General features: G+C 34.0%; 26 protein-coding genes, 1 pseudogene and 1 riboswitch. Of the genes and pseudogenes, 13 read left to right on the top strand and 14 right to left on the bottom strand.

Features of this window, described 5'->3' with window-relative positions:
• Nucleotides 1-32 precede the first annotated feature (32 nt).
• The 3 genes and pseudogenes from kdsB to G3A46_RS07060 form a co-directional block, all read left to right on the top strand.
• Nucleotides 33-740 (top strand): annotated as a pseudogene (gene kdsB, locus G3A46_RS14330) (3-deoxy-manno-octulosonate cytidylyltransferase); the annotation flags it as partial.
• A 48-nt stretch (nt 741-788) separates the two neighbouring features.
• Nucleotides 789-1,850, top strand: a complete 1,062-nt coding sequence (locus tag G3A46_RS14325; RefSeq protein WP_241836875.1) for an iron-containing alcohol dehydrogenase family protein — start codon at nt 789-791, stop codon at nt 1,848-1,850.
• A 20-nt stretch (nt 1,851-1,870) separates the two neighbouring features.
• Nucleotides 1,871-2,407: a 1-acyl-sn-glycerol-3-phosphate acyltransferase gene (locus G3A46_RS07060; RefSeq protein ID WP_165148084.1), complete on the top strand. Its 537-nt coding sequence runs from the start codon at nt 1,871-1,873 to the stop codon at nt 2,405-2,407.
• Nucleotides 2,408-2,519: 112 nt separating this feature from the next.
• Here the strand turns inward: G3A46_RS07060 and G3A46_RS07055 are convergent, their stop codons facing one another.
• The 5 genes from G3A46_RS07055 to gcvT all read right to left on the bottom strand — a co-directional run bounded on the left by G3A46_RS07055 (nt 2,520) and on the right by gcvT (nt 6,609).
• Complete coding sequence (locus G3A46_RS07055; RefSeq protein ID WP_139854782.1) at nt 2,520-3,242, bottom strand: YebC/PmpR family DNA-binding transcriptional regulator; 723 nt, start codon at nt 3,240-3,242, stop codon at nt 2,520-2,522.
• Between the two features lie 172 nt (nt 3,243-3,414).
• Entirely contained in the window at nt 3,415-3,696 is a 282-nt protein-coding gene (locus tag G3A46_RS07050) for a 4a-hydroxytetrahydrobiopterin dehydratase (RefSeq protein ID WP_165148081.1), read from the bottom strand.
• A gap of 36 nt (nt 3,697-3,732) precedes the next feature.
• A complete protein-coding gene (locus G3A46_RS07045) occupies nt 3,733-4,590 on the bottom strand; it encodes a sugar nucleotide-binding protein (RefSeq protein WP_165148078.1) in 858 nt (285 codons plus the stop codon).
• Nucleotides 4,591-4,612: 22 nt separating this feature from the next.
• Nucleotides 4,613-5,527 (bottom strand): glutaminase, encoded by a 915-nt coding sequence (locus G3A46_RS07040; protein WP_165148075.1) that lies wholly within the window; start codon nt 5,525-5,527, stop codon nt 4,613-4,615.
• Nucleotides 5,527-6,609 (bottom strand): glycine cleavage system aminomethyltransferase GcvT, encoded by a 1,083-nt coding sequence (gene gcvT / locus G3A46_RS07035; protein WP_165148072.1) that lies wholly within the window; start codon nt 6,607-6,609, stop codon nt 5,527-5,529. Before gcvT ends, G3A46_RS07040 begins: the two co-directional genes overlap by 1 nt.
• 221 nt (nt 6,610-6,830) lie before the next feature.
• Between gcvT and G3A46_RS07030 the strand changes: the two genes are divergently transcribed.
• Together G3A46_RS07030 and G3A46_RS07025 are read left to right on the top strand one after the other, a co-directional pair.
• Nucleotides 6,831-8,192 carry an NAD-dependent succinate-semialdehyde dehydrogenase gene (locus tag G3A46_RS07030; protein WP_165148069.1) on the top strand — a complete coding sequence of 454 codons (1,362 nt, stop codon included), beginning with the start codon at nt 6,831-6,833 and terminating at the stop codon, nt 8,190-8,192.
• Between the two features lie 60 nt (nt 8,193-8,252).
• Entirely contained in the window at nt 8,253-8,642 is a 390-nt protein-coding gene (locus tag G3A46_RS07025; protein WP_139854776.1) for a hotdog domain-containing protein, read from the top strand.
• Nucleotides 8,643-8,737: 95 nt separating this feature from the next.
• On the opposite strand, the gene fumC is transcribed toward G3A46_RS07025, so the two are convergent.
• Nucleotides 8,738-10,123: a class II fumarate hydratase gene (gene fumC / locus G3A46_RS07020; protein WP_165148066.1), complete on the bottom strand. Its 1,386-nt coding sequence runs from the start codon at nt 10,121-10,123 to the stop codon at nt 8,738-8,740.
• A gap of 251 nt (nt 10,124-10,374) precedes the next feature.
• On the opposite strand from fumC, the gene G3A46_RS07015 reads away from it, so the two are divergent.
• Nucleotides 10,375-10,548, top strand: a complete 174-nt coding sequence (locus G3A46_RS07015; RefSeq protein WP_165148063.1) for a hypothetical protein — start codon at nt 10,375-10,377, stop codon at nt 10,546-10,548.
• Between the two features lie 189 nt (nt 10,549-10,737).
• On the opposite strand, the gene G3A46_RS07010 is transcribed toward G3A46_RS07015, so the two are convergent.
• The 5 genes from G3A46_RS07010 to G3A46_RS06990 form a co-directional block, all read right to left on the bottom strand.
• On the bottom strand, nt 10,738-13,236 hold the full coding sequence (locus G3A46_RS07010) for a TonB-dependent receptor (RefSeq protein ID WP_165148060.1): 2,499 nt from the start codon (nt 13,234-13,236) through the stop codon (nt 10,738-10,740).
• 117 nt (nt 13,237-13,353) lie between these two features.
• Nucleotides 13,354-13,695 (bottom strand): arsenate reductase (glutaredoxin), encoded by a 342-nt coding sequence (arsC, locus tag G3A46_RS07005; RefSeq protein WP_165148057.1) that lies wholly within the window; start codon nt 13,693-13,695, stop codon nt 13,354-13,356.
• Between the two features lie 74 nt (nt 13,696-13,769).
• Nucleotides 13,770-14,246: a hypothetical protein gene (locus tag G3A46_RS07000; RefSeq protein ID WP_165148054.1), complete on the bottom strand. Its 477-nt coding sequence runs from the start codon at nt 14,244-14,246 to the stop codon at nt 13,770-13,772.
• A 139-nt stretch (nt 14,247-14,385) separates the two neighbouring features.
• Complete coding sequence (locus G3A46_RS06995; RefSeq protein ID WP_165148052.1) at nt 14,386-14,745, bottom strand: plastocyanin/azurin family copper-binding protein; 360 nt, start codon at nt 14,743-14,745, stop codon at nt 14,386-14,388.
• Nucleotides 14,742-15,284, bottom strand: coding sequence for a DUF4142 domain-containing protein (locus tag G3A46_RS06990; protein ID WP_165148049.1), 543 nt, complete (start codon nt 15,282-15,284; stop codon nt 14,742-14,744). Before G3A46_RS06990 ends, G3A46_RS06995 begins: the two co-directional genes overlap by 4 nt.
• A 241-nt stretch (nt 15,285-15,525) precedes the next feature.
• Between G3A46_RS06990 and G3A46_RS06985 the strand changes: the two genes are divergently transcribed.
• From G3A46_RS06985 to G3A46_RS06975, 3 genes are all read left to right on the top strand, one after another.
• Entirely contained in the window at nt 15,526-15,687 is a 162-nt protein-coding gene (locus tag G3A46_RS06985) for a hypothetical protein (protein ID WP_165148046.1), read from the top strand.
• Between the two features lie 87 nt (nt 15,688-15,774).
• Complete coding sequence (locus G3A46_RS06980; RefSeq protein WP_165148043.1) at nt 15,775-16,038, top strand: hypothetical protein; 264 nt, start codon at nt 15,775-15,777, stop codon at nt 16,036-16,038.
• Nucleotides 16,039-16,349: 311 nt separating this feature from the next.
• A complete protein-coding gene (locus G3A46_RS06975) occupies nt 16,350-16,529 on the top strand; it encodes a DUF1328 family protein (protein WP_165148040.1) in 180 nt (59 codons plus the stop codon).
• Between the two features lie 66 nt (nt 16,530-16,595).
• Nucleotides 16,596-16,698, top strand: a riboswitch (TPP riboswitch).
• A gap of 67 nt (nt 16,699-16,765) precedes the next feature.
• Here the strand turns inward: G3A46_RS06975 and prfB are convergent.
• Nucleotides 16,766-17,873 (bottom strand): peptide chain release factor 2 gene (gene prfB / locus G3A46_RS06970; RefSeq protein WP_165148037.1). Its coding sequence is split into 2 segments (ribosomal slippage): nt 16,766-17,809 and nt 17,811-17,873, totalling 1,107 coding nucleotides; the frame shifts between segments, so codons are not numbered across the junction.
• A 119-nt stretch (nt 17,874-17,992) separates the two neighbouring features.
• Here prfB and G3A46_RS06965 point away from each other — a divergent pair.
• The 3 genes from G3A46_RS06965 to pncA are packed head-to-tail and all read left to right on the top strand — an operon-like array spanning nt 17,993 to nt 21,038.
• Nucleotides 17,993-19,015: a GntG family PLP-dependent aldolase gene (locus tag G3A46_RS06965; RefSeq protein ID WP_165148034.1), complete on the top strand. Its 1,023-nt coding sequence runs from the start codon at nt 17,993-17,995 to the stop codon at nt 19,013-19,015.
• Between the two features lie 13 nt (nt 19,016-19,028).
• On the top strand, nt 19,029-20,429 hold the full coding sequence (locus G3A46_RS06960) for a nicotinate phosphoribosyltransferase (RefSeq protein WP_165148031.1): 1,401 nt from the start codon (nt 19,029-19,031) through the stop codon (nt 20,427-20,429).
• Nucleotides 20,430-20,432: 3 nt separating this feature from the next.
• Nucleotides 20,433-21,038, top strand: coding sequence for a bifunctional nicotinamidase/pyrazinamidase (gene pncA / locus G3A46_RS06955; RefSeq protein ID WP_165148028.1), 606 nt, complete (start codon nt 20,433-20,435; stop codon nt 21,036-21,038).
• 103 nt (nt 21,039-21,141) lie between these two features.
• On the opposite strand, the gene G3A46_RS06950 is transcribed toward pncA, so the two are convergent.
• Together G3A46_RS06950 and G3A46_RS06945 are read right to left on the bottom strand one after the other, a co-directional pair.
• Nucleotides 21,142-21,462 (bottom strand): YegP family protein, encoded by a 321-nt coding sequence (locus G3A46_RS06950; protein ID WP_165148025.1) that lies wholly within the window; start codon nt 21,460-21,462, stop codon nt 21,142-21,144.
• Nucleotides 21,463-21,562: 100 nt separating this feature from the next.
• Entirely contained in the window at nt 21,563-21,886 is a 324-nt protein-coding gene (locus G3A46_RS06945; RefSeq protein WP_139854759.1) for a YbaB/EbfC family nucleoid-associated protein, read from the bottom strand.
• A 64-nt stretch (nt 21,887-21,950) separates the two neighbouring features.
• Between G3A46_RS06945 and G3A46_RS06940 the strand changes: the two genes are divergently transcribed.
• Complete coding sequence (locus tag G3A46_RS06940; RefSeq protein ID WP_165148022.1) at nt 21,951-24,086, top strand: S9 family peptidase; 2,136 nt, start codon at nt 21,951-21,953, stop codon at nt 24,084-24,086.
• The last annotated feature ends 64 nt before the right edge of the window (nt 24,087-24,150 follow it).

Below are 24,150 nucleotides of genomic sequence, written 5' to 3'. Positions count from 1 at the left end.
TTTAAAAAACTTCCAATTTGAAAGTAATAGCGATGATTCCCGCACGATATGGTGCGTCCCGATTTCCTGGTAAATTAATGCAAGATTTAGGTGGAAAACCTGTAATTGTAAGAACTTATGAGGCTACAAAGGCTACAAACCTTTTCGATGAAGTATATGTAGTTACCGATAGTGACATTATATTTCAGGAAATTGAAAGTTATGGCGGAAAAGCCATAATGAGTATTAAAGAGCACGACTGTGGTAGTGATAGAATTGCCGAAGCGGTTGAAAATATGGATATCGATATTGTTGTGAATGTTCAAGGTGATGAACCATTTACAAATAGTGAAGTTTTAGAAAAAGTTCTAGCCGTTTTTGATGGCCCTGATGCCGAGAAGATTGACTTAGCTTCTATAATGACTGAAATCCACGATTGGAAAGAAATCAACGATCCAAACACTGTGAAGGTAATTGTAGATAAAGACAATTTCGCACTTTACTTTTCACGTTCTCCAATTCCATATCCTAGAGATAAAAATGTAGCGCTTCAATATTATAAGCATAAAGGGATTTACGCCTTTAGAAAGCAAGCAATACTCGATTTTTACCGATTGCCAATGCGCTCATTGGAAGCCGCAGAAAAAATTGAATGCATCCGATACTTAGAATATGGGAAAAATATAAAAATGGCTATTTCAAATACTTCAGGAGTTGAAATAGACACTCCAGAAGATTTAGCTAGAGCCAATAAACTGCTATTAGAAAATAAACAAGTTAGTGTAAATAATAAGTTTAGAAACTTCCCAATGGTGCCGAAAGTAGTCTTTGGAGAGGGATGTTTTGATCAGTTAACTACAATTCTTTCTTCTCATAAAAAAGACAAGGCTCCATTTATATACTTAATAGATGATGTTTTTGAAACAAATACTGAGTTTATAGACCGAATTAATCTTCGATTTAATGATAAATTAATTTTCGTTTCAGCAGCAGAAGAACCTAAAACTTCTCAAGTTGATAAACTGGTGAAAGACATTAGAAGTGAGTTTACCAATTTGCCTTCAGGGATTATTGGAATAGGAGGAGGAACCTTGTTAGATTTAGCGAAAGCAGTTTCTATTATGCTTACTAATAAAGGTAGTGCAGCCGATTATCAAGGATGGGATTTAGTTAAGAAAAAAGCTGTTTACCACGTAGGAATTCCAACTATTTCTGGAACAGGAGCCGAAGTTTCTCGTACAACAGTGCTTACCGGGCCTGTTCGTAAACTTGGGATTAACAGCGATTTCACTCCTTTCGATCAAGTAATACTCGACCCAGAACTTACTCAAGGTGTTCCTAAAAATCAGTGGTTTTATACAGGGATGGACTGCTTTATACACTGTGTAGAATCGTTGAATGGAACTTTTTTAAATGCTTTTAGTCAGAGTTATGGCGAAAAGGCTTACGACCTTTGTATGGAGATTTTCTTAAAAGAAGATTCCCTTTCTGAAGCAGAATCTCGCGCTAAGCTTATGATGGCTTCATGGCATGGTGGTATGAGTATCGCTTACTCTCAAGTGGGGGTAGCTCACGCAATGAGTTATGGGCTAGGTTATGTGTTGGGAACTAAACACGGCATCGGAAATTGTATAGTATTTAATCAGTTGGAAGAATATTACGGTGAAGATGTTGTTCTTTTCAAGAAAATGGTTGAAAAACACGGAATAGAAATTCCTCAAGGTGTCTGTGCAAACCTCACTGATGAACAAATGGAAACAATGATTAACGTTGCTATGGGCATGGTGCCACTTTGGGAAAATGCTTTTGGTGAAGAATGGCAAACTATTGTTACCCCAGAAAAATTGAAAGAATTATACTTAAAAATGTAACCTTACTTTAGCACCAGTATATGGGAATTGCAAAATTTGTTTTTTATAAAATAATGGGATGGAGGATTGACGGTGCCTTTGACCCAAAAGTTAAAAAAGCCGTTATTATCGTTGTACCACATACTAGTTGGCACGATTTCTATATTGGTTTATTTATAAGAAGAATAACCAAGGTTCAGATTAACTATATAGCCAAGAAAGAACTTTTTAAGTGGCCGTTTGGTTGGTATTTTAAATGGACCGGTGGAGCTGCATTAGACCGAACTCCTGGGCAGAATAAAGTTGAAGCGATAGCAGAAATTTTCGAAAAGAAGGATGAGTTTCGTTTGTCGTTAGCCCCCGAAGGAACTCGTAAAAAAGTTGAAGAATGGAAAACGGGATTCTATTATATCGCTATGAAAGCAAACGTTCCTATTATATGTGTTCCTTTTGATTGGGGTAAGAAAACAGTAACTATTAATGAACCTTTTTACCCAACAGGAGATTTAGATGCTGATATGGTCCACCTTAGAAAATACTTTGACGGCGTGGTAGGGAAGGAGCCTGAGTTGTCTTAAATAAAATACCTTATTTGATATTTTAGTTTTATCAATTAGTTATAAAAAAGTCGAGAGCACTATATTTAATAGCGTTCTCGACTTTTTTAATGTTTAATTTATTTGGAAAAAATTATTCTTCAGTAGATTCTTCCATAGTGTGATAAACGTTTTGAACGTCATCATCTTCTTCTATCTTTTCAAGAAGTTTTTCTACATCGGCAACTTCTTCGGCATTTAGTTTTTTGGTTACTTGTGGAATACGTTCAAACCCAGAAGAAAGAATTTCTATATTTTTATCTTCTAAGTACGATTGTATTGCACCGAAACTTTCGAAAGGCGCGTAAATTAAAATACCATCTTCATCTTCAAAAATTTCTTCAAGACCGTGATCTATTAATTCTAGCTCAAGTTCTTCAATATCCATTCCTTCAGGATTTATACGGAAGTTACAAGTGTGATCAAACATAAACGATACAGAACCAGAAGTTCCTAAACTACCGTCACATTTATTAAAGTAACTGCGAATATTTGCAACAGTTCTAGTGTTGTTATCGGTAGCGGTTTCAATTAAAATTGCAATTCCGTGTGGAGCATATCCTTCAAAAAGAACTTCCTTATAATCGCCTAAGCTTTTGTCACTCGCTCTTTTAATAGCGCGCTCTACATTGTCTTTAGGCATGTTTACAGACTTGGCATTCTGTATTACTGCACGAAGTCTAGCATTGGAATCTGGATCAGGGCCTCCTTCTTTTACAGCCATTACAATATCTTTTCCAATACGAGTAAAAGCTTTGGACATAGCAGACCAACGCTTCATTTTTCTTGCTTTTCTAAATTCGAAAGCTCTTCCCATTTCTTTACTTCTTTAAATTGTGTTTTAATTAATTCACCTTAAGAATGAATCGAAAAATTAATACTTCAAATATAAAAAAACCAAAAACCAAATTTCAAATAAACTCCATTTTTATAAGAACAAAATCCAATGAATTTATAGTATTATTTAGGGTCTGTTTTGAGGGCTAAGTTTACCCAATGAGTTCATCAATTATTCGAGCAAGCTCAAAATCTTTTTCGGTTACACCATCTGCATCGTGAGTAGATAAATAGATTTCTAACGAATTGTATACATTACTCCACTCAGGGTGATGGTTTAATCTTTCAGCTTCAAAAGCTATTCTTGTCATTGAAGTAAAAGCTTCTTTAAAATTTTCAAATTCGAAAATTGCGTGTAGTGCTCCTTCAATATATTCCCAGCCTTCAAAATCTTTAAGCTTTTCTAATATTTCATTTTCTGATAATGCTTTCATAGTTGTAATTTTAGTTTAAAATCAATGTACAGTATTTTATCGTATAGACATAATCTCTTCGTTTAAACCAGATTCTTCAACTACTTCTGCTACAGCTATTTGATAAGGTTCAGGTAATTGATTTACCTTTGGAAGAATTGCGTGATAGCGGTCTTCATTACTGCTAAATACACTTTTAAAGATAGGCATTTTATCACTAATTTTTACAGTTATCTCTCTGATGAGATCTTCGTGATGTACCATGTCATTACTCGATAAATGGAATATTCCCACCAAAGAGTGATTAACGATATAGTGAATTTGCTGACACACCTTATCTATAGTAGTGGTAGTAATTATAAGATTAGGGAAAACTTCATATGTAGCCTTATGTCGGATACATTGACGTAAATGAGCTATTTCCGGTGAATTAACCCCTAACACCATTGGCAGCCTTAAAATTGTGGTTTGCTGCGGAATAGTTTCTAATAACAACTTTTCAATTGCAATTTTAAACTTCCCTGAAGGAGTTTCAGAGAGTGTCAGGTCATTTTCATACGATGGATGTGAAAATTTTCCATCGAAAACTTCTGCTGAAGAAATATATAAAACTGAACAATCCTCGTGAAGCAGGGTGTAGTTCACCATTTGTTGATAGGCATCAAACAGTTTCTTATAATCTCCAGAAATTGCCGAAATTATTACAGTAGGCTTTATTTCATTTAGCAATAAAAATAAGGAATCCTCTTCCACACAGTATTTAAAGAAGACTTGATTTTCAGAAAAAGCGCCTTCTTGCTTACAGTAAGTGCAATACACTTCGTAATAGGAGAGAAGTTCTTTATAAATTTCATAACCTATAAAACCGCTACCTCCAAGAATTAAAATACGTTCTTTCCCTTCTTTTTTCCTCATTAAATTCCGCTTCAACTTCTTTTTAAAATATAGAAAGCTTTGTTTTAGTGGTAAACTGCTCTAATGCCTGCATTCCTAAAAATGAATTTCCTTGTGGATTTAAGGCTGGTGCCCAGGTTGCAATTGTAAAACAATGGGGTAGAAGTGCCACTATTCCGCCACCAACGCCACTTTTTCCTGGCAATCCAACTTCAAAAGCAAATTCGCCTGCTTCATCATAAAAACCGCAGGTTAACATAATTGCATTAATGCGTTTTACCTGACTAGGAGTTAAGTGTAGTACGTCTTTTAAACACTTTCCTCTATTGGCATAAACGAAAAAAGCGTTTGTAAGTTGTTTGCAATTCATCATTATTGAACATTGATGAAAGTAGAAATCTAATACATCATCAACATCATTTTCAAGGTTTCCAAAGGACTTTAAAAGGTTGGCAGCTGCATAATTATTGAAACCTGTTTCTCTTTCAGACTCTGCAACTTTTTCATTATAGCTAATTGAATCGTCGTGAGCTAATTCGCGTACAAAGTTTAAAAAATCTTCTTTTGGGTTTTTTAAATTTGAAAGCAAAACGTCAGCCACTACAATCGCCCCCGAATTGATTAAAGGATTTCGAGGAATTCCATTTTCAAGTTCCAATAGAGAAAGATGATTAAATGGATTCCCCGAAGGTTCTACATCAACTCGAGTAAGAAGTTTATTTCCAACCAACTGAAATGCTTTTGATAATGAGAATACTTTAGAAATACTTTGAATTGAAAATTTTTCTAAAGCATCGCCAACAGCATAGTCTTCACCCGTAATTAACTGTAGGTGAATTCCTAGTTTGTCTTTTGGAATCTTAGCCAATTCTGGGATATAGCTAGCTACCTCACCAGTATCTTCAGTTTTTTTGAGGGATGAATATATTTCTTCTAAAATAGCTTGATAATCCAACATTAGCCTTTGTAAAAAGGAGTTTTAACAACTTTTGCTGCAATTGGTTTATTTCTAATTTGAATGAATATTTCAGATTCTGGAGCACTATTTTCTACAGTTACATATCCCAATCCAATAGATTTATTTAATGAAGGTGCCATAGTTCCACTTGTAACTCTACCGATGATGTTTCCATCTTTATCAGCAATTTCATACCCTTGTCTTGGAACTCCACGGTCTATTAATTCAAAACCAATAAGTTTGTTTTTTACACCTTCTTCTTTTTCTTTTTTCAGATTATCAGAATTGATAAAGTCTTTAGTGAATTTTGTAATCCATCCCAATCCAGCTTCTAGTGGAGAAGTTGTTTCATCTATATCATTTCCGTATAAGCAGAAGCCCATTTCTAATCTAAGTGTATCACGAGCAGCTAAACCAATTGGCTTGATACCGTAATCTTTTCCAGCTTCAAAAACTTTATTCCAAATTTGTTCTACTTCACTGTTTTTACAGTAAATTTCGAAACCACCACTTCCTGTATAACCAGTAGCACTGATAATTACATGCTCAATTCCAGCAAAATCAGAAACTTTGAAGTTGTAAAATTTAATCGCACTCAAATCTTCTGAAGTTAACGATTGCATTGCTTCTATTGCTTTCGGCCCTTGAATAGCTAAAAGTGAATAATCATCAGAGATATTTTTCATTTCGGCACCCATAGTATTGTGCTTTTCTATCCAAGCCCAATCTTTGTCGATATTAGATGCGTTTACTACAAGTAAATACTCTTCGTCTTTAATTTTGTAAATAATTAAATCGTCAACTATACCTCCTTCTTCATTTGGAAAGTAGCAATATTGTGCTTTTCCATCTTCAAGTTTAGTAGCATCGTTACTGCTTATTTTTTGAATTAATTCCAAAGCTTTTGGACCTGTAATTAAAAATTCGCCCATATGCGAAACATCAAATACACCCACGCCATTTCGCACAGTTTCGTGCTCAACTTTTACTCCTTCGTATGAAACCGGCATATTGTAGCCTGCAAATGGCACCATCTTAGCGCCTAATTGTTCGTGTATGTGTGTAAGTGCAGTGTTTTTCATTTTAAAAATGGTTTTATTTCTTTATCCTAAGGCATTGCTTTAGATAGAGATATTGATAAATTTTTTAATATTATTCTTAATAATTTATTTTTCACAAATGTATTATAATAGGCGCAAAGGTAATGAAAGTTTGAATGCTTTATTTTCAATATTTTTCTCGTTAAAATAGTCTTAATCGCTTACTCATTCTCTATGTTTTCAATACTTTTAAAATAAAAACAATGGCCGTTACTATTTCCAAAAATCCATATAATGGAGATGAATTAAATTCCTATAAAAATCACAGCAAAAAGGAAGTTTCTGAAATAATAGACAAAGCGGATAAACGCTTTTATAGTTGGAGAGAAGTTCCATTTAAAGAACGCCAAAAACTAATGCTTGCAGCGGCTGCAGAAATGAGATCTAATAAGCACGTATATGCCGAAATGATGACTTTAGAAATGGGAAAACCTATTTCTCAAGCAGAAGCAGAGGTTGAAAAATGTGCATGGGTATGCGAATATTACGCTGAGAATGCCGAAAATCAACTTCAAAATAAAGTAATTAAAACCGATGCCTATAAAAGCTATGTGAGCTATGAACCCTTAGGTGTAGTTCTTGCTGTAATGCCGTGGAATTATCCGTTTTGGCAAGTTTTCCGATTTGCGGCTCCTGCTCTTATGGCTGGAAATATCTGTGTTTTGAAGCACGCTTCTAACGTATTTGGAAGTGCCATGAATATTGAAAAGATATTTAAACGAGCTGGATTTCCTGACAACTGTTTTACTACATTATTAATAGGAAGTGATGCGGTAGAAGAAATAATTGAAAATAAGAAAGTAAAAGCTGTTACGCTTACTGGAAGTGGGCCAGCAGGATCTTCGGTTGCTTCCTTAGCAGGTAAGAACATTAAAAAAACAGTATTAGAATTAGGGGGTAGCAACGCATTGGTTGTAATGAAAGATTGTGATATTGAAAAGACTTTGGAAACTTGTGTTCAAGCGCGTTTTCAAAATACCGGGCAGAGTTGTATAGCCGGAAAAAGATTGATTGTAGATGAATCTATTGCTGAAGAATTTGTTGAAAAACTAGTTGTTAAGGTAAGAGAATTAAAAAGCGGAGATCCTTTAGACAAAGAAACTTATATAGGAACTTTAGCAAGAGAGGATTTGGCGAAAGATATTGAGAAGCAAGTCAATGATTCTATTAAGGCAGGAGCGAAGCTTGAAGTAGGAGGTAAGCGACAAGGCGCGTATTTTGAACCAACTGTTTTGACAAATGTTACCGAAAATATGGCGGTATTTAAGGAAGAAACATTTGGGCCTGCTTTGTCTGTTACTACATTTAAAACTATTGAAGAAGCGATTAATCTCTCTAATAATTCTCAATTTGGCTTAGGAGTTTCGCTATTTACAGAGAATATAGAAGAAGCAGAGAAGATTATCCATAAATTTGATGAAGGTGCTGTTTTTATAAATGAATTAGTAAAAAGTGATCCGAGATTACCTTTTGGTGGAATTAAAGAAAGTGGTTACGGACGAGAGCTAAGTGCCGATGGAATAAAAGAATTCGTAAATAGGAAAACAGTATATATCAAAAAATAAAAGCCTACTAGATTTGATTTGTAGGTTTATTTAAATAACCAACCTAAATTATATTAAAGAATGAATTTTCACACACGAAAATGGATTAAGCCAGAAGATTTAAATCCAAACGGAACTTTGTTTGGCGGCCGTTTACTAGAATGGATTGATGAAGAAGCGGCTCTATATGCAATTATACAATTAGAAAACCCAAGAACAGTAACGAAGTTTATGAGTGAAATAAACTTTGTGAGTTCTGCTAAAAAAGGTGATATCATTGAAATAGGGCTAGAGCCGAAATCTTTTGGAAGAACTTCATTAACGCTTGCCTGCGAAGTTCGAAACAAAATGAATCACGAAGTAATAATTAGTATCGAAAAAATTATAATGGTAAGTTTAGACGAAAACGGGGTGCCAACACCACACGGAAAAACACAAATTGAATTTGTTAAAGATAGACTAGCTAAATAAAACCATACTATTTCAAAAATGGTTTAAGCCTAAAAAGAAACCCCGCATTATCTGCGGGGTTTGTTGTTTAAAACTTTGGGTGTGTGTGGTGATTATTACACCATATCTTCTGGTCTTACCCATTGGTCGAACTCTTCAGCTGTAGTATAACCTAAGTTTACTGCTTCTTCTTTAAGAGTTGTTCCGTTTTTGTGAGCTGTATTAGCAATTTCTGCTGCTTTGTAGTAACCAATTTTTGTATTTAAGGCTGTAACAAGCATTAAGCTGTTGTTCAATTGTCTTTTAATAACTTCGTGGTTAGGTTCAATACCTTGTGCACAATTTACATCGAATGAAACACAAGCATCTCCAAGAAGTTGAGCTGATTCTAAAAAGTTTGCAGCCATAACTGGTTTGAACACGTTAAGTTCAAACTGACCTTGCATACCACCTACGGCAATTGCCATGTCGTTACCTATTACTTGAGAGCAAACCATTGTTAATGCTTCACATTGTGTAGGGTTTACTTTTCCTGGCATAATTGAAGAACCTGGTTCGTTTGCAGGAATGTTGATTTCTCCAATTCCACTACGAGGTCCACTAGCAAGCATTCTAACGTCATTAGCTATTTTGTTTAATGAAACCGCCAATTGTTTTAATGCACCGTGACTTTCTACAAATGCGTCGTGAGCAGCTAAAGCTTCAAATTTATTTTGAGCAGTAATAAAAGGTAAACCTGTAAAGTCAGCAATATATTTTGCAACTTTTACGTCGTATCCTTTTGGTGTGTTTAGTCCAGTTCCAACAGCAGTACCTCCTAATGCAAGTTCAGCTAAATGTGGAAGCGTGTTTTTTAGTGCTTTAATTCCGTGAGCTAATTGTGCTGCATATCCACCAAACTCTTGTCCAAGTGTAAGAGGAGTAGCATCCATAAAGTGAGTACGACCAATTTTTACAACGTCTTTAAAGTCTTCTGCTTTTTTAGCAAGTGTCTTTTGAAGTTGCTCAACACCTGGAATTGTTGTTTCAATTAACTTTTTATAAGCTGCAATGTGCATTCCCGTTGGGAAAGTATCGTTTGATGATTGCGATTTGTTTACATCGTCATTTGGCTGAAGTGTTTTTTCACCTTCACCAATTGTTTTTCCTGCTAATTGGTGCGCGCGGTTTGCAATTACTTCATTTACGTTCATATTACTTTGCGTACCACTTCCTGTTTGCCAAATTACTAATGGAAACTGATCGTCGTGTTTTCCTGCTAAAATCTCATCACAAACTGTTGCAATAAGATCTCTTTTTTCTTCTGGAAGAACTCCAAGTTCGCAGTTAGTGTAAGCTGCTGCCTTTTTAAGATATGCGAAGCCGTAGATTATCTCTAGAGGCATTGAAGCACGTGGGCCAATTTTAAAATTTTCGAATGAACGCTCTGTTTGTGCGCCCCAAAGTTTATCGGCAGGTACTTTTACCTCGCCCATAGTGTCTTTCTCTATTCTATACTGCATTGTAATAATGTTTATAATGAATTAATTATTATTTAAAATAGTAGAGTTACGACTAACTCCTTAAGTACTTGATTTTGAATTTATTTTAACCTGATTGAATAAGGGGGTTAAATTTGCCGCAAAGATAACGAAAAGCAAAAAGTTGGTCAACCCGCACAGCTGTTTATTTCCTGTGAATAAAACTAAAAGTTTTGTTGTTGTTTTAAAAAAAAACGTACTATCTTTGGACTTTCAATTAAAAATAATATACCATGTTTACTTTTGAGCAATTTTTAGGATTCATCGCTGTTATGACTGTAGTTACCATCGGATTTTGGTTGATGATTTTTTTGATGGGAATACTTCCTTATTGGATTGGTGGTGCACTTCAAGAGAATTTTAAAAATAAACGTGAAGAAAAGAAAAACAAACAATTAAATAAGTAGTTTTTCTATACAATATAATTAAAAGGGAGCTTTTTATAAAGCTCCCTTTTTTTGTTTCTACACATTAAGGTTGAATTAGATAACTATTAAGTGAATAGTAGAATGCATATTTACTAATCAAATTAAAATTTACACCACAAAAAAAGGGAACCAATTTGGTTCCCTTTTTTATTGTATTAGACTTGGATGTTATCCTTCAAACCCACCTTCGTCAAATCCACCACCACTGCCTCCGTTAGGACGTTGACGTTGTTTCTTCTGGTTGAAACGATAGGTGAATGTTAAATTAACTTGTCTAGCTCTCCACTGAAATTCACTTTCACTAGTAAATGAGCTTGTAGTAGTTAAACTATTTCTCTTACGTGTGTTAAGTAAGTCACTAACATTTAAAGATAAAGTTCCATTGTCATTAATGATATCTTTACTAATAGCCATATCTACAGATAGGATTCCGTCGCTTTCTGTTTGAGAGTTATTTCTTGGACCACGGTAGAAAGCATTTGTTTGCCATTCGATTTTTGCAGGTAATTTTACCTTACTGCTAAATCTTCCAAAGTAACTAACATCCTCTGTTCCGTAATCTACACCGTTGAAAAATCCTTCAGACTTAAACATAAAGTAATTAAAGCTTCCGTTAAGTGTAAGCCACTTATTAGGGTTGTATAATAAACCTGCTTCAAAACCATATCTTTTGTTGGTAGAAAGGTTAATAGGTAGGGTACGGATAATTGGAATTCCGTTACTTGTAGTTTCTCCAGTTTCTTCTTGAACTCTTTCAAAAGAATCTGTTTCGTGTTGGTAGTAAATAGAACTCGATAATGTTAGCTTTTTCCAGCTCTTTAAATACCCTAAATCGAATGCACTAGAGTAGGCAGGGTCTAGGTTAGGGTTTCCTTGGAATACGTTTGCTTCACTTGAACGAGAAGGGAAAGGGTTGATAAACCAGTGTCTTGGACGGTTAATACGTCTGTTGTAACCAAGTGTAATGTTTTCACGGTCACCTAACTCGTAAGTTAAGTTTACTGTAGGGAAAAGCCCTGTGTAATCCTTGTCGAAGTTTAGGTTAATAGGTGAATTTGTATCAACATTTTCAGCATCTACACTACCTTTTAGTTGTGTGTTTTCAAGACGTAAACCTAATAGGAAAGAGAACTTTCCAAATTTGTTTCCGTACTGAGTGTAGAAAGCGTGTACATTTTCTTCGTAGTTGAAAATATTAGAAAGGCTATCATTTCTGTGATAAAGACCAGAAATACCGTCTTCTTGTAATAAGGTGTAATCTGTGATTGTTTCTTCAAAACTTCCACGGTAACCCGCTTCAAATTGTGCATTTTCACCTATAGGTAATACGTAATCCGCTTGTGCTAAGTATTCTCTATCTGTTCTTTTTTGAAGAATATTCTCAGATGGAAGTGTTATGAATTCTGGGAATAAACGATCTTCAGTAATTAATGAATTTTGATCGTCCTTTCCGTAATCGTACTGAAAATCGGCAGTTAATTTATGTCCGTTGTCATTAAAGTTATTTACATAATTCAATGAGAACTGATAGTTAGAATCGTCTTCTCCTTCGTATTCAATTCTTCTTATTTTCTCTTCAGTTTCGTTGTTGTTTCTGTTAAGAGTGTTGTTTGTTGTAACATCATCTCCAGTTCCTTTTCTGTAGAATCCACTTGCAGTAATAGAAGACTTGTCGTTAATAAAGTACTCTATACCTAAGTTGGTATTAAAGCCTTTACCCATTCTGTCGTAATTTCTACGTTCAATAACTTGATCGAAAGTTGGGTCAACAGTTACAGGATTTCCATCACCATCTATAAAGTTGCGTGAAAAATAATTATTATCGAAATGTGCTTTTCCTGGAGCTTTTCTGTAATAAACACCTGTAGTATTAAAGATATTGAACTTGTTAGTTCTAATATTTATGTTTCCAGAGGCATTACTATTTGTAGGTACACCTATAGTAGTACTTATAGAACCATTAACACCTAACGTTTTTTCTTTTTTAAGAATGATGTTTAGAATACCTGCAGTTCCTTCTGCGTCATAACGAGCCGAAGGAGAAGTAATAACTTCAACTCTTTCAATAGCTTCAGCAGGTAATTGGCGTAAGGCATCGGTAGAGCCAAAACCAGCAATAGCAGAAGGCTTTCCATTAATAAGAATACGAACGTTTTCATTTCCTCTTAATGCAATAGCTCCATCTACATCAACAGTTACAGACGGCACGTTGTTTAGTGCGTCACTTACTGAAGCACCTCCTGCAGTAAGGTCTTTCCCAATATTGTATATTTTCTTGTCTAGCCTTATTTGAACTTCTGTAGTTTCGGCACGTACAACTACTTCGTCTAAACTTGCTGCGTCTAAATCAAGTTTTATTGTAGGAAGTGTGGTGTTTTTTGTGAAATTTTGATTTTTTAATTCTTTAGTTTTATATGAAATAAATTCAAATCTCACTGTGTAAACTCCAGTTGGAACATCAATTTTATAGTGTCCATCTAAATCGGTAATTCCACCAGTTACGGTTTTACCTTCTCTATTTATAAAAGAAACAGTAGAATATTCTAATGGGTAGTTTGTACCTTCTTCAAGAATGGTTCCTTTGATTGTAACTTGTTTTTTTTCAGGGGATTGGGCTACTACATTGTAGCTAATAAACAAAAATAAAAAGGGCAATAAGTATTTCATGAGTAGAGTTAAAAAATTAACTCACGAAAATAGTATTGTTAGAATTGAATTCTGCTAATTTTCTGTTAATAATACCCGCTAAAAAGCCCGTTAATGTTAAACTATGGATGTTTTAGATTAAAGTAATTCTAGGATATTTTCTGGTGGTCTCCCGATTACTGCTTTTGTACCTTTTACAGCTATAGGTCTTTCAATTAATTTAGGATTTTCAATCATAGCATCAATAATCTGCTCTTCTGAAAGGTCTTTGTCTTTAAAATTTTCTTTCCAAACCTTTTCTTGAGTGCGCACAAGTTCGATTGGTTTAATACCTAGCAATTCTATAATTTGTTTTAACTCCTGTTTGGAAGGAATGTCTTCAAGATATTTTACAACTTTAATGGTTTCCCCTTTTTCTTCAAGAAGTTGCAATGCTTGTCTTGATTTACTGCATCGAGGGTTGTGATATAGTGTGGTCATTTTTTCTTTAGGATTTAATATTTTAATGTTTTGTAAAAATAATAGAAATAAAAGTTCAAATTGAATTTAAGTTATCAGTTTAGTAGTTCTTCTATTTCCATTTCATAATCATACTGCAAGTCTTCGTGAAGGGTAGATACTTTTTTCTGTATGTACTCAATTTGTCTATTGTAAAGATTGGTAAGCGTTGTATTTCGTTTAATAGAGGGTTTAAAATCTTTTAGTTTATGACAAAAATAAAGCAATAACTCAACCTCAGTTTCTTTGTTCTGAGAATAGCGAATAAACTTTTTAATCTCTCTTAGGATTTTCCGAATGCTTTTTTTAATAAAGTAGAAGGTTTTAGTATTTATATTTTCAAAATCTTCATCTATTTTGGACTTTATACTTCTTATAAAAGCTTCTTCATTAGCAGATTCAAATAATAAATAGGTGAGTAGCTCTTTATTTTCTTTTTTAAACTTAGAAAGCCTAAGGCAAAGTTCTAGCAGTTCTTGAGTTGAACGATGATTAAGTTCGGTTTTGATTTCCTTTAGGCTGGCTGCTTTCATAATAAAGTTTGCAGTAAAGGTACATTGGATTTGGAGAAATTAAAACCCATTAAGATTTCAAATGTTTTTTACAATAAAGAAACTCATTGCGGAATAAGGAAACAATTTCAACAATGAGCTTCTTTTGAACTAAGGAGTATTAATCCTTAATACTTACCGAACCTTTCATTACAATATGTATACTGCAGAAATAATCAAAATTAGTGGTAATCTTTTTTGAAAAGGAATCTCCTTTATTCAATGTTTTAGAAGCCCATTTCTTATTGAGTTCTGTTACGTCGTGCGGAACGATGTCTTTGTTAACCCATTCTATTATATCACCTTTTTTTACTTGTATTTTTTCTGGGACAAATTTCATCTGATAAATACTAACTACATGTTTTGTAGGTGTGTTTGAAATAGATTCAGTAGTATTTAAGCTAGAAAATAACAGAAAAACCATCGTTGTTCCTATAACTAATACAGCTTTTCTTAGGGAAAAGATTTTAAGAGTTTTCATTTTTTAAGAATTTTACTTTGGGCCATTTTAGCATGATGATAATGTGTTTCCAAAATTGGTACAGCAGTTTTAAGTAATGCCTTTAGCTCTGAATTTTGAGATTGTGGAATCAATAATGTATTTACAGCATCAATCACTGCTTTGTGATATGCAACTTCATTATTTATGTATGCTTCGTCGAAAGCTTTTCCTTTTGCCGACTTTAATTTTTTAGTGGTTTCATCGGCTTGGTTTATCAAGGACTTACTTACATGATTGTCTTTAGGATTAACGCCAAGTTTTGTAACAAGTTCAACAGCAAGATCTATAATTGCTTGGTGATCGTTAATCATGGTATTTGCAAATTCACGTACGGCTGCATCTTTTGATGTGCCAATAGCAAGTTTTGCATAATCGATGTCGATTTGATTGGCTACAACTGCAACATTTGCAATTTCAGCATCATTTAGTTGTGGAGTTTCTTGGGCATAAATACTTATAGAAGTAGTTAAAGAAAATACTACTATAGCAAGTGTCTTAATAATCGATAGTGTTTTCATAGTGTCTGATTTTAGGTTTAACCTTTAATTGTTTGTATTGGTTTGATGCCATTAAAACTTTTAGGTTACAATAATTTCAGATTATTTATAATTATCGTTTGCTGATACTTTATTAGTGGTCAAGGGTTTATAGAAATAACCCTATTAACCTTTGTTCGATTTTACGATTATCGTAAAATTTGAGTGAGGGAATTGTGTTTTTGTTAATTTTAAAGTGAATTTATAAGTCATATATCCAATTTTGAGAATCACAATTACAGTTACTTGTATTCTCTTATTTACAACTCATTTTATACATGCTCAAACCGTTGCAGAAAGTAAAATTTATGAAACCTATGGCAATATCGTTGGTGTAGAAAACACTGGATTATTCAACGGAACAGAATTTACCGACCTCTTTTAAAACACTAATGGAACTTATAGATATTTTAAATCTTATAATTATGTAAGAGGGGATGTAAGCTATAATGGGCGGTTTTACAGCAATGTATTGCTGAAATATGATTTGTTAGAGGATAACCTTATTACTCATTCTGAAGGTAAACTAAGTGCTTTCAATGTAAAATTTATCCCAGATTTTATTACTTCCTTTTCAATTTACAACCGGAATTTTGTGAAATTAGTAGATATATACTTACAGTTATCTGGAAATGGTTTTTTTGAAGAGGCTTATCTCGGAAACCAGCTCAAACTTTACATTAAACACAGTAAAAGGAAAAAAGATAAGGCATTAAATAGCGGAGTTCAGTATTAATTTTCTATAAGCAATTATTACTTGTTGAAAGTAGAGGGAAACTACTTCTAGATTATAGAGTAGAGTTAATATGGAATTCTCAAATTGAAAGCTTAAAAGATGGCTTTATTGATGGTTTTTTACCTCAGATTTTTCGGGATCCTATCAAATTTCTATTGAGGGATATGGTGTTAATGGGGAATTCCACTATTCAACAAACAATTTTATGGTAATTCAATAAAATAAATGTTAAATTATTATGGATTTGTGTTAATATTTTGTTATCTTTAAGGAGCATATTTAATATTAACATCTAATCTCCTTTTTTTATCATGCTTCACTGGAAAGCAATATTTATTATTTTATCTATTGTGTTTGGCGTAATAGGGTTTATAGGCATTGGAGATGGACCAATAGAGCCTGCAAAATTTGTTTTCGCAATATTTTTAGTCCTTTTAATGTCTCTATGGATTTTTGATTTTATAGGAAAAAAGCGAAAAAGAAGATTATAATTTATTTAACATGTTAAATGTTTCAGTATGTAGCATCTGTTTCAAATTAATTTCATACTTTTACTAAACATCATATCGGGGTGCTTAAAGTTTTAATTAACAGCTGAGATTATACCCGTAAAACTTCGAGATAGGTAATGCTAGCAGAAGGAATATGATTTGCAAAGGGAACATAGATTCAAATCTTGTTCCCTTTGTTTTTTTTCTATAATGAGATTTTTACAGAAATTTAATTCTTATAATTCGTCCGACTTTTCTTCCTGTCCAGTCATCATTAGATAGGCTTTTAAGAAACCGTCAATTTCACCATCTAGTATAGCGTCTGTATTTCCTGTTTCATGTCCTGTACGAACGTCTTTTACTAATTTATAGGGATGTAAAACGTAGTTGCGAATTTGTGATCCCCATTCGATTGCCATTTTACTATCTTCAATTTCGGCACGTTGAGCTTGTTGTTTGCGAAGTTCAATTTCGTACAATTGCGATCGAAGCATTTGCATAGCCTTTTCACGGTTTTCTAATTGGCTACGGGTTTCGCTATTGTGAATAATAATCCCACTAGGGTGGTGGGTAAGAATAGCTTTTGTTTCAACCTTGTTAACATTTTGACCTCCAGCTCCGCCACTACGTGCGAAATCCCAAGAAATATCGGCTGGGTTTATATCAATTTCTATACTATCGTCAACAAGTGGATATACGTAAACACTTACAAAACTTGTATGTCTTTTGGCATTACTATCAAAAGGTGAAATTCTAACTAATCTATGTACACCATTTTCACTCTTTAACCATCCAAACGCATATTCACCATCTATTTCTAGGGTTACAGTTTTTACTCCTGCAACATCACCAGATTGAAAGTTGAGCTCTTTTACCTTAAATCCATTCTTTTCTGCCCACATTAGGTACATACGCATAAGCATTTGTGCCCAATCGCAACTTTCTGTTCCACCTGCTCCTGCGGTAATTTGAAGTACAGCGCTCATATCGTCGCCTTCTTCGCTCAGCATATTGCGGAATTCAAGGTCTTCGATGGCGTTTTCAGCTTTTTCAAAAATAGCGTCAACATTTTCAGCAGTACCTTCACCTTCTTTATAGAACTCTAAAAGTATTTCAGCTTCTTCGGTAAGTGATTTTGCTGTTTCGTAATCGGTAACCCATTTCTTTTTGGTTCGTAGTACTTTCATAAAAGCTTCTGCTTCTTGAGAGTTATTCCAAAAGTTGGGGTCAAAAGTTTTTTCTTCTTCGTTTGTAATTTCTATGTTTTTGCCATCAATGTCAAAGATAGCGCCTCAAGGCATCTAACCGTGTCTTAAGGTCTTTTATTTGGTCTGTTGAAGTCATATAATAATTAAGAATTTCAACAAAAATACCATTAACTTCGTGAGTAGGATATATATTTCGGCTAATTTTATACTTTTCTGAAGATTGCTAATTGAACCCAAGAATTTCACAATTATAATATGATAATAGATTTAAGAAGTGACACCGTAACAAAGCCTACAAAGGAAATGATGCAGGCCATTATGAATGCTGAAGTTGGAGACGATGTTTACAAAGAGGATCCTACAGTTAACAAATTGGAACAAAAACTAGCAGAATTGTTCGGGATGGATGCTGCGTTATTTTTTCCTACGGGAAGTATGGCAAATCAAGCAGCTATTAAAATGCATACTCAACCAGGAGAGCAATTAATTGCAGATAAATGGGCTCATGTATATAATTATGAAGGAGGCGGTGCTTCTTTTAATAGCGGTGTTTCTTGCAAATTGATTGACGGACACCGAGGGATGATTACAGCCGAACAAGTAGAAGAAAGTATAAATCCTCCAGATTTTTATCACAGTCCTTTAACCACATTAGTTTGTTTAGAAAACACGACGAATAAAGGTGGCGGTGCTTGCTATGACTTTTCAGAAATTGAAAAAATTAAACAAGTTTGTGATAAACACAATTTAGGTTTTCATTTGGATGGAGCGCGAATTTGGAATGCTTTAATAGCTAAAAATGAAGATCCTCAAGCTTATGGTAGAGTGTTTGATACTATTTCTGTCTGCTTAAGTAAAGGCTTAGGAACGCCTATAGGAAGTGTGCTACTCGGTAATAAAGAAATAATGAAAAAAGCAATGCGTGTCCGCAAGGTTTTAGGAGGAGGAATGAGGCAAATTGGATTCATGGCAGCCGCTGGGATATATGCTTTAGACAATCACTTGGAACGCTTAGGGGAAGATCATAAGAAGGCTTCAGAAATAGCGGAAGTCCTTTCAAAACAATCATTTGTAAAAAATGTAGAGCCTACTGAAACAAATATTGTTATCTTTTATCTTTCTGAAGCAATTTCAGAAGAAAAATTTATGGCCGATTTACTTCAGAAGAATATAAAAATAAGTGCGATGGGGCAGGGGAAACTTAGAATCGTTACTCATTTAGATTATACCGACCAAATGCACTCAAAGTTTTTAGAAACGATAAATAATTATTCATAATAAAATTCAACTTATGCTAAATATTTCAGCATCATATACCGACTTATATCAACTGACAATGGCTCAGGTTTATTTCAAAACCAAACCAGATAGTACAGCTGTTTTTGATTATTATTTTAGAAGCAACCCTTTTAAAGGTGGATACACGATTTTTGCGGGACTTCAAAATATCCTTGAAATCCTTGAAAATTTACGCTTCACGGATGCAGATATTCAATACTTAAAGACACACGATTTCGAAGATGATTTTCTCGAGTATTTAAAAAACTATAAATTTCAAGGAAATATAAACTCAATTAGTGAAGGTGATATAGTTTTTCCTACAAGTCCGATTTTACAAGTTGAGGGTAATATTATAGAGATTCAGATTATTGAAACTGTATTGCTTAACATTTTAAACTTCCAAACGTTAATAGCAACAAAAGCAAGTAGAATTCGCTACAGTGCGGGTGATAGGGTATTACTTGATATGGGCTTACGTCGTGCGCACGCTACAGGAGGGTATTTTGCAACACGAGCTGCTGCAATTGGTGGTTTTAATAGCACTAGTAATGTAAAAGCTGCTGAGGATTTCAATATTCCATCTTCTGGGACTATGGCACATTCTTTTATTCAAAGTTATGGAGATGAACTTCAGGCATTTCGAGATTTCGGAAAAATACGATCTAAAAACTGTGTGCTTTTAGTGGATACTTATAATACATTAAGAAGTGGAATTCCAAACGCTATAACCGTAGCGAAAGAAATGGAAGAGAGAGGAGATAGGTTGATGGGAGTGCGATTAGATAGTGGAGATTTAGCCTATTTAGCTAAAAAAGCACGTAAGCAACTTGATGAAGCAGGACTGGATTATGTAAAGATAGTTGCTTCTAATCAACTAGATGAATATGTAATTAAAAGTTTAAATGAGCAAGATGCCCCTATCGATATATTTGGGGTGGGAACTAATCTGGTAACTGGTAAACCAGATGCATCATTAGGTGGTGTATATAAACTTTCAGAGTTTAATGGTGACCCAAGAATAAAAGTTTCAGAAAACATCATTAAAGTATCCTTGCCTTGTAAAAAACAAGTGTATAGAATGATTGATGATAATGAAATGTTTTTAGGAGCAGATGCTATTGGAATTGCTTCAGAAGATAAAATTAAAAGAATGTACCACCCATTTGATTTTAATAAGGAAATGGATTTGCAAGATTTTAAACACGAGGCTTTATTAAAACCTGTAATGGTAAATGGGAAAAGTACAATAGGCAAAAAAACAATAAACGAAATAGCTGCATTTACTAAGGAACGTCTAAAGTTACTACCATCCGAATACAAACGTTTTGAAAACCCACATATATATAAGGTTGGTTTAAGTGAAGAGCTAAAATCGCAACGTGATAAGTTAATTGCAGCACATAAGTCTTAAATTATGAAAACACTAATAGTTATTGATGTTCAAAATGATTTTATACCTGGAGGCTCATTGTCAGTTCCCGATGGAGATAAGATTGTTTCGATTATCAACAGCATACAAGATAAATTTGATTTAGTAGTTGCATCACAAGATTGGCATCCACAAAATCATATTAGTTTTGCTTCAAATCACAAGGGTAAAAAGACTTTCGAGGAGATTGAAGTTTTTGGTAAAAAGCAAACCTTATGGCCAGACCACTGTGTTCAAGGCACCGTGGGTGCAGAATTTCATCCAGATCTTAGAACTGATAGTTGGGAAACCATTTTTAGAAAAGGTACCGACCCAAATATCGATAGTTACAGTGCATTCTACGATAATGGTCATTTAAAATCAACTGGACTCACAGGGTATTTAAAAGAAAAAGGAGCTACGCAATTGTTTTTCTGCGGCTTAGCTGCCGATATTTGTGTGTATTATTCTGTAAAAGATGCTATGGAAGAAGGGTTTGAGTGCTTTTTTATTGAAGACGCATCACAACCACTAGATGTTGTTACTTTCGATTTTCAAAAGAAGGAATTAGCTGATTTGGGGATAAAAGTGATTAGCTCAAACGAGATTTGATTTGCTACTTTAGAACTGCAATTATTTCTAAAAACACGAAATCACGGATATTAATATTTAAATACCCGTGATTTCATGATTAAATCTTATTCTAAATAGAAAGTTATTCTACTTCCTTAACTTCTGCTCCAGGAGCATTTTTTCGAACAGATTCTATTCCGTTTTTTGCACCACTTTCAGAGGCATACATTTGGCTAGAGCCTATAATCTGGCCGTTAGTCGCTTTAATATTCCAGTGGATTTTTCCGTTTTTAGCCGTCTTCATTTCAAAACTGTCTTCGTTTTGACAATTTTTTTGAATAGACTCAATTCCATTCATAGCAGATGCTTTAGAAGCATACATTTGGCTAGAAAGTATAACTTGTCCGTTACCAGCTTTTAAAACAAAGTGATATTTATCACCGCTTTTTTTAAGTTCAAACATAATTAGGTGTTTAAGGTTTAAAATTTAAGCTTTCAATATCGGGAAAATTGGAATATTTTAAAAGTTACAATGCTATTTTATAAAAAGTTTAGCAAATTACTTATTTAAACATATCCATTCCAGGAATATTTGGCATTCCATCCTTAGCAACTGCAGCGATTTCTGATTCGTGAACGTTTGTTGCTTTTTCAATCGCCTTATTAAGCGTTAGTATTAGATAGTCCTCTAATTGCTCTTTGTCTTCTAACAAACTGTCATCTACTTCAATAGATTTTATTTTTCTATTAGCTGTAAGCGTGATTTTTAAAAGTCCGTCGTTACTTTTTTCATCAATTAGTACTGTGTCTAATCTTTTTTTAGTTTCTTCAACTTTAGCCTGGGTTTCTTTTAATTTACCCATCATTCCCATTAAATCTCCAAACATAATTAGTGTATTTTAGTTTCCCGCAAATTTACTACATTGTAAGTTTATTCAACAACCTTCAATTATGAAAAATTCTATTATTGTTTCATTCGCTTGTCTTACTTTTGCTGTTGCTTGTAAAAACCAAGAAACTTCAGAAAAAAATATGGAAATCACTGCCCCGAAAGCCGAAAAAATAGCCAAAGAATTAACAGCTCACGGCGATACTCGCGTAGATAACTACTATTGGTTAAACAATCCAGAAGACGAAAAAGTTATTGACTATCTTAATAAAGAAAACGAGTATTACGATGCAATGACGGCACATACCAAAAAGTTCAAAGAAGATCTTTTTGAAGAAATGAAAGCGCGTATTAAGGAAGACGACGAGTCTGTTCCATATAAATTGAATGGATATTACTATATAACTAGATACGAAACAGGTAAGGATTATCCAATTTACACCCGTAAAAAAGGTTCGTTGGATGCCGAGGAAGAAATTCTTTTTGATGTAAATGAAATGGCAAAGGGCTATTCTTATTACAACCTTTCAGGAATAAATGTTTCAGAAGACAATAAACTTGTGTCTTTTGGAGTGGATACCTTAAGTAGAAGAAAATACGACATCTTTATAAAAAACCTTGAAACAGGTGAAATTCTTGCCGAGCGTATTCCTCTTACAACTGGAGGTGCTACTTGGGGAAGTGATAATAAAACACTTTTTTATACTAGAAAAGACGAAAACACACTTCGTGCCGATAGAATCTACCGCCATACTTTAGGTGATGATCCTATTAAAGATGAACTTGTTTACACCGAAGAAGATGAAACTTTTGGAACCTATGTATATAAAACTAAATCTAGAAAGTATATTGTAATTGGTTCTTATAGCACATTAACTTCAGAGTACAGAATTTTAGAAGCAGATAAGCCCCTAGGAGAATTTAAAGTTTTTCAACCTAGAGAAAGAGGCTTAGAGTACAATATTTCCCATTATGGAAATAACTGGTATGTGCTTACAAATAAAGACAAAGCGCTTAACTTTAAATTGATGATGACTTCGGAAAACAAAACTACCAAAGAGAACTGGGTAGATATGATTTCCCATCGTGATGATGTGTTACTTGAGGATATCGATATTTTTAAAGATTTCTTGGTAATAAGTGAGCGTAGTGATGGATTGACAAAAATTAGAATTAAAAAATGGAAAGATGATGTAGATTACTACCTTCCATTTAGCAGTGAAACTTACACTGCCTTTACGACTCAAAACCCCGAATTCGACACTAAGATTCTTCGTTACGGATACAATTCTTTAAACACCCCAGCTTCCATAATAGATTTCAATATGGAAACTAAAGAAAAAACAGTTTTAAAAGAAACTGAAGTTTTAGGAGGAAAGTTTGATAAGGATAATTATCATACTGAACGACTATGGGCAACTGCTGCAGATGGAGCCAAAATACCGATGTCTGTTATTTACAGAAAAGGAATAAAAAAAGATGGTAAAAACCCATTGCTTATTTATGGCTATGGCTCTTATGGGGCAACCATAGACCCGTACTTTTCAACAGTGCGTTTAAGTCTCTTAGATAGAGGTTTTATATATGTAATTGCTCATGTTCGCGGTGGCGAATATATGGGTAGACAATGGTATGAAGATGGAAAGTTGCTAAAGAAGAAAAATACATTTACAGATTTTATTGATGCATCTAAGTATCTAATTGAAGAAGGATATACTTCAAAAGAACATTTATATGCTTCAGGAGGTTCTGCAGGAGGATTATTAATGGGAGCTATCGTTAATATGGCCCCAGATTTATACAATGGGGTTATAGCTTCGGTACCTTTTGTTGATGTTGTAACCACTATGCTAGACGACTCAATTCCATTAACAACAGGAGAGTATGATGAATGGGGGAATCCTAATATAGAGGAGTATTACAATTACATAAAAAGTTATTCTCCTTACGATAATGTTGAAGCTAAAAATTATCCAAATATGCTAGTTACAACTGGATTACACGATAGTCAAGTTCAGTATTACGAACCAGCAAAGTGGGTTGCTAAGCTTAGAGATATGAAAACAGACAAGAATATCTTATTGATGCAAACTAATATGGATGCCGGTCATGGTGGGGCTTCGGGAAGGTTTGAAGCCTTAAAAGAAGTGGCTATGGACTATGCGTTTTTACTAGATTTAGAAGGAATTAAGGAGTAGTAAAATTATTTCCTTAACTTTGCAAAGTTTTTAAAACTTGGTTTTTTAGAGCTGAGTTGTTTTA

Origin of the sequence: Aequorivita sp. KMM 9714, from assembly GCF_011065475.1 — a bacterium.
Classification (GTDB): Bacteria; Bacteroidota; Bacteroidia; order Flavobacteriales; family Flavobacteriaceae; genus Aequorivita; species Aequorivita sinensis.
The sequence above is the reverse complement of the archived record's forward strand: the minus strand, read 5'-3'. Positions and strand labels throughout refer to the sequence as shown.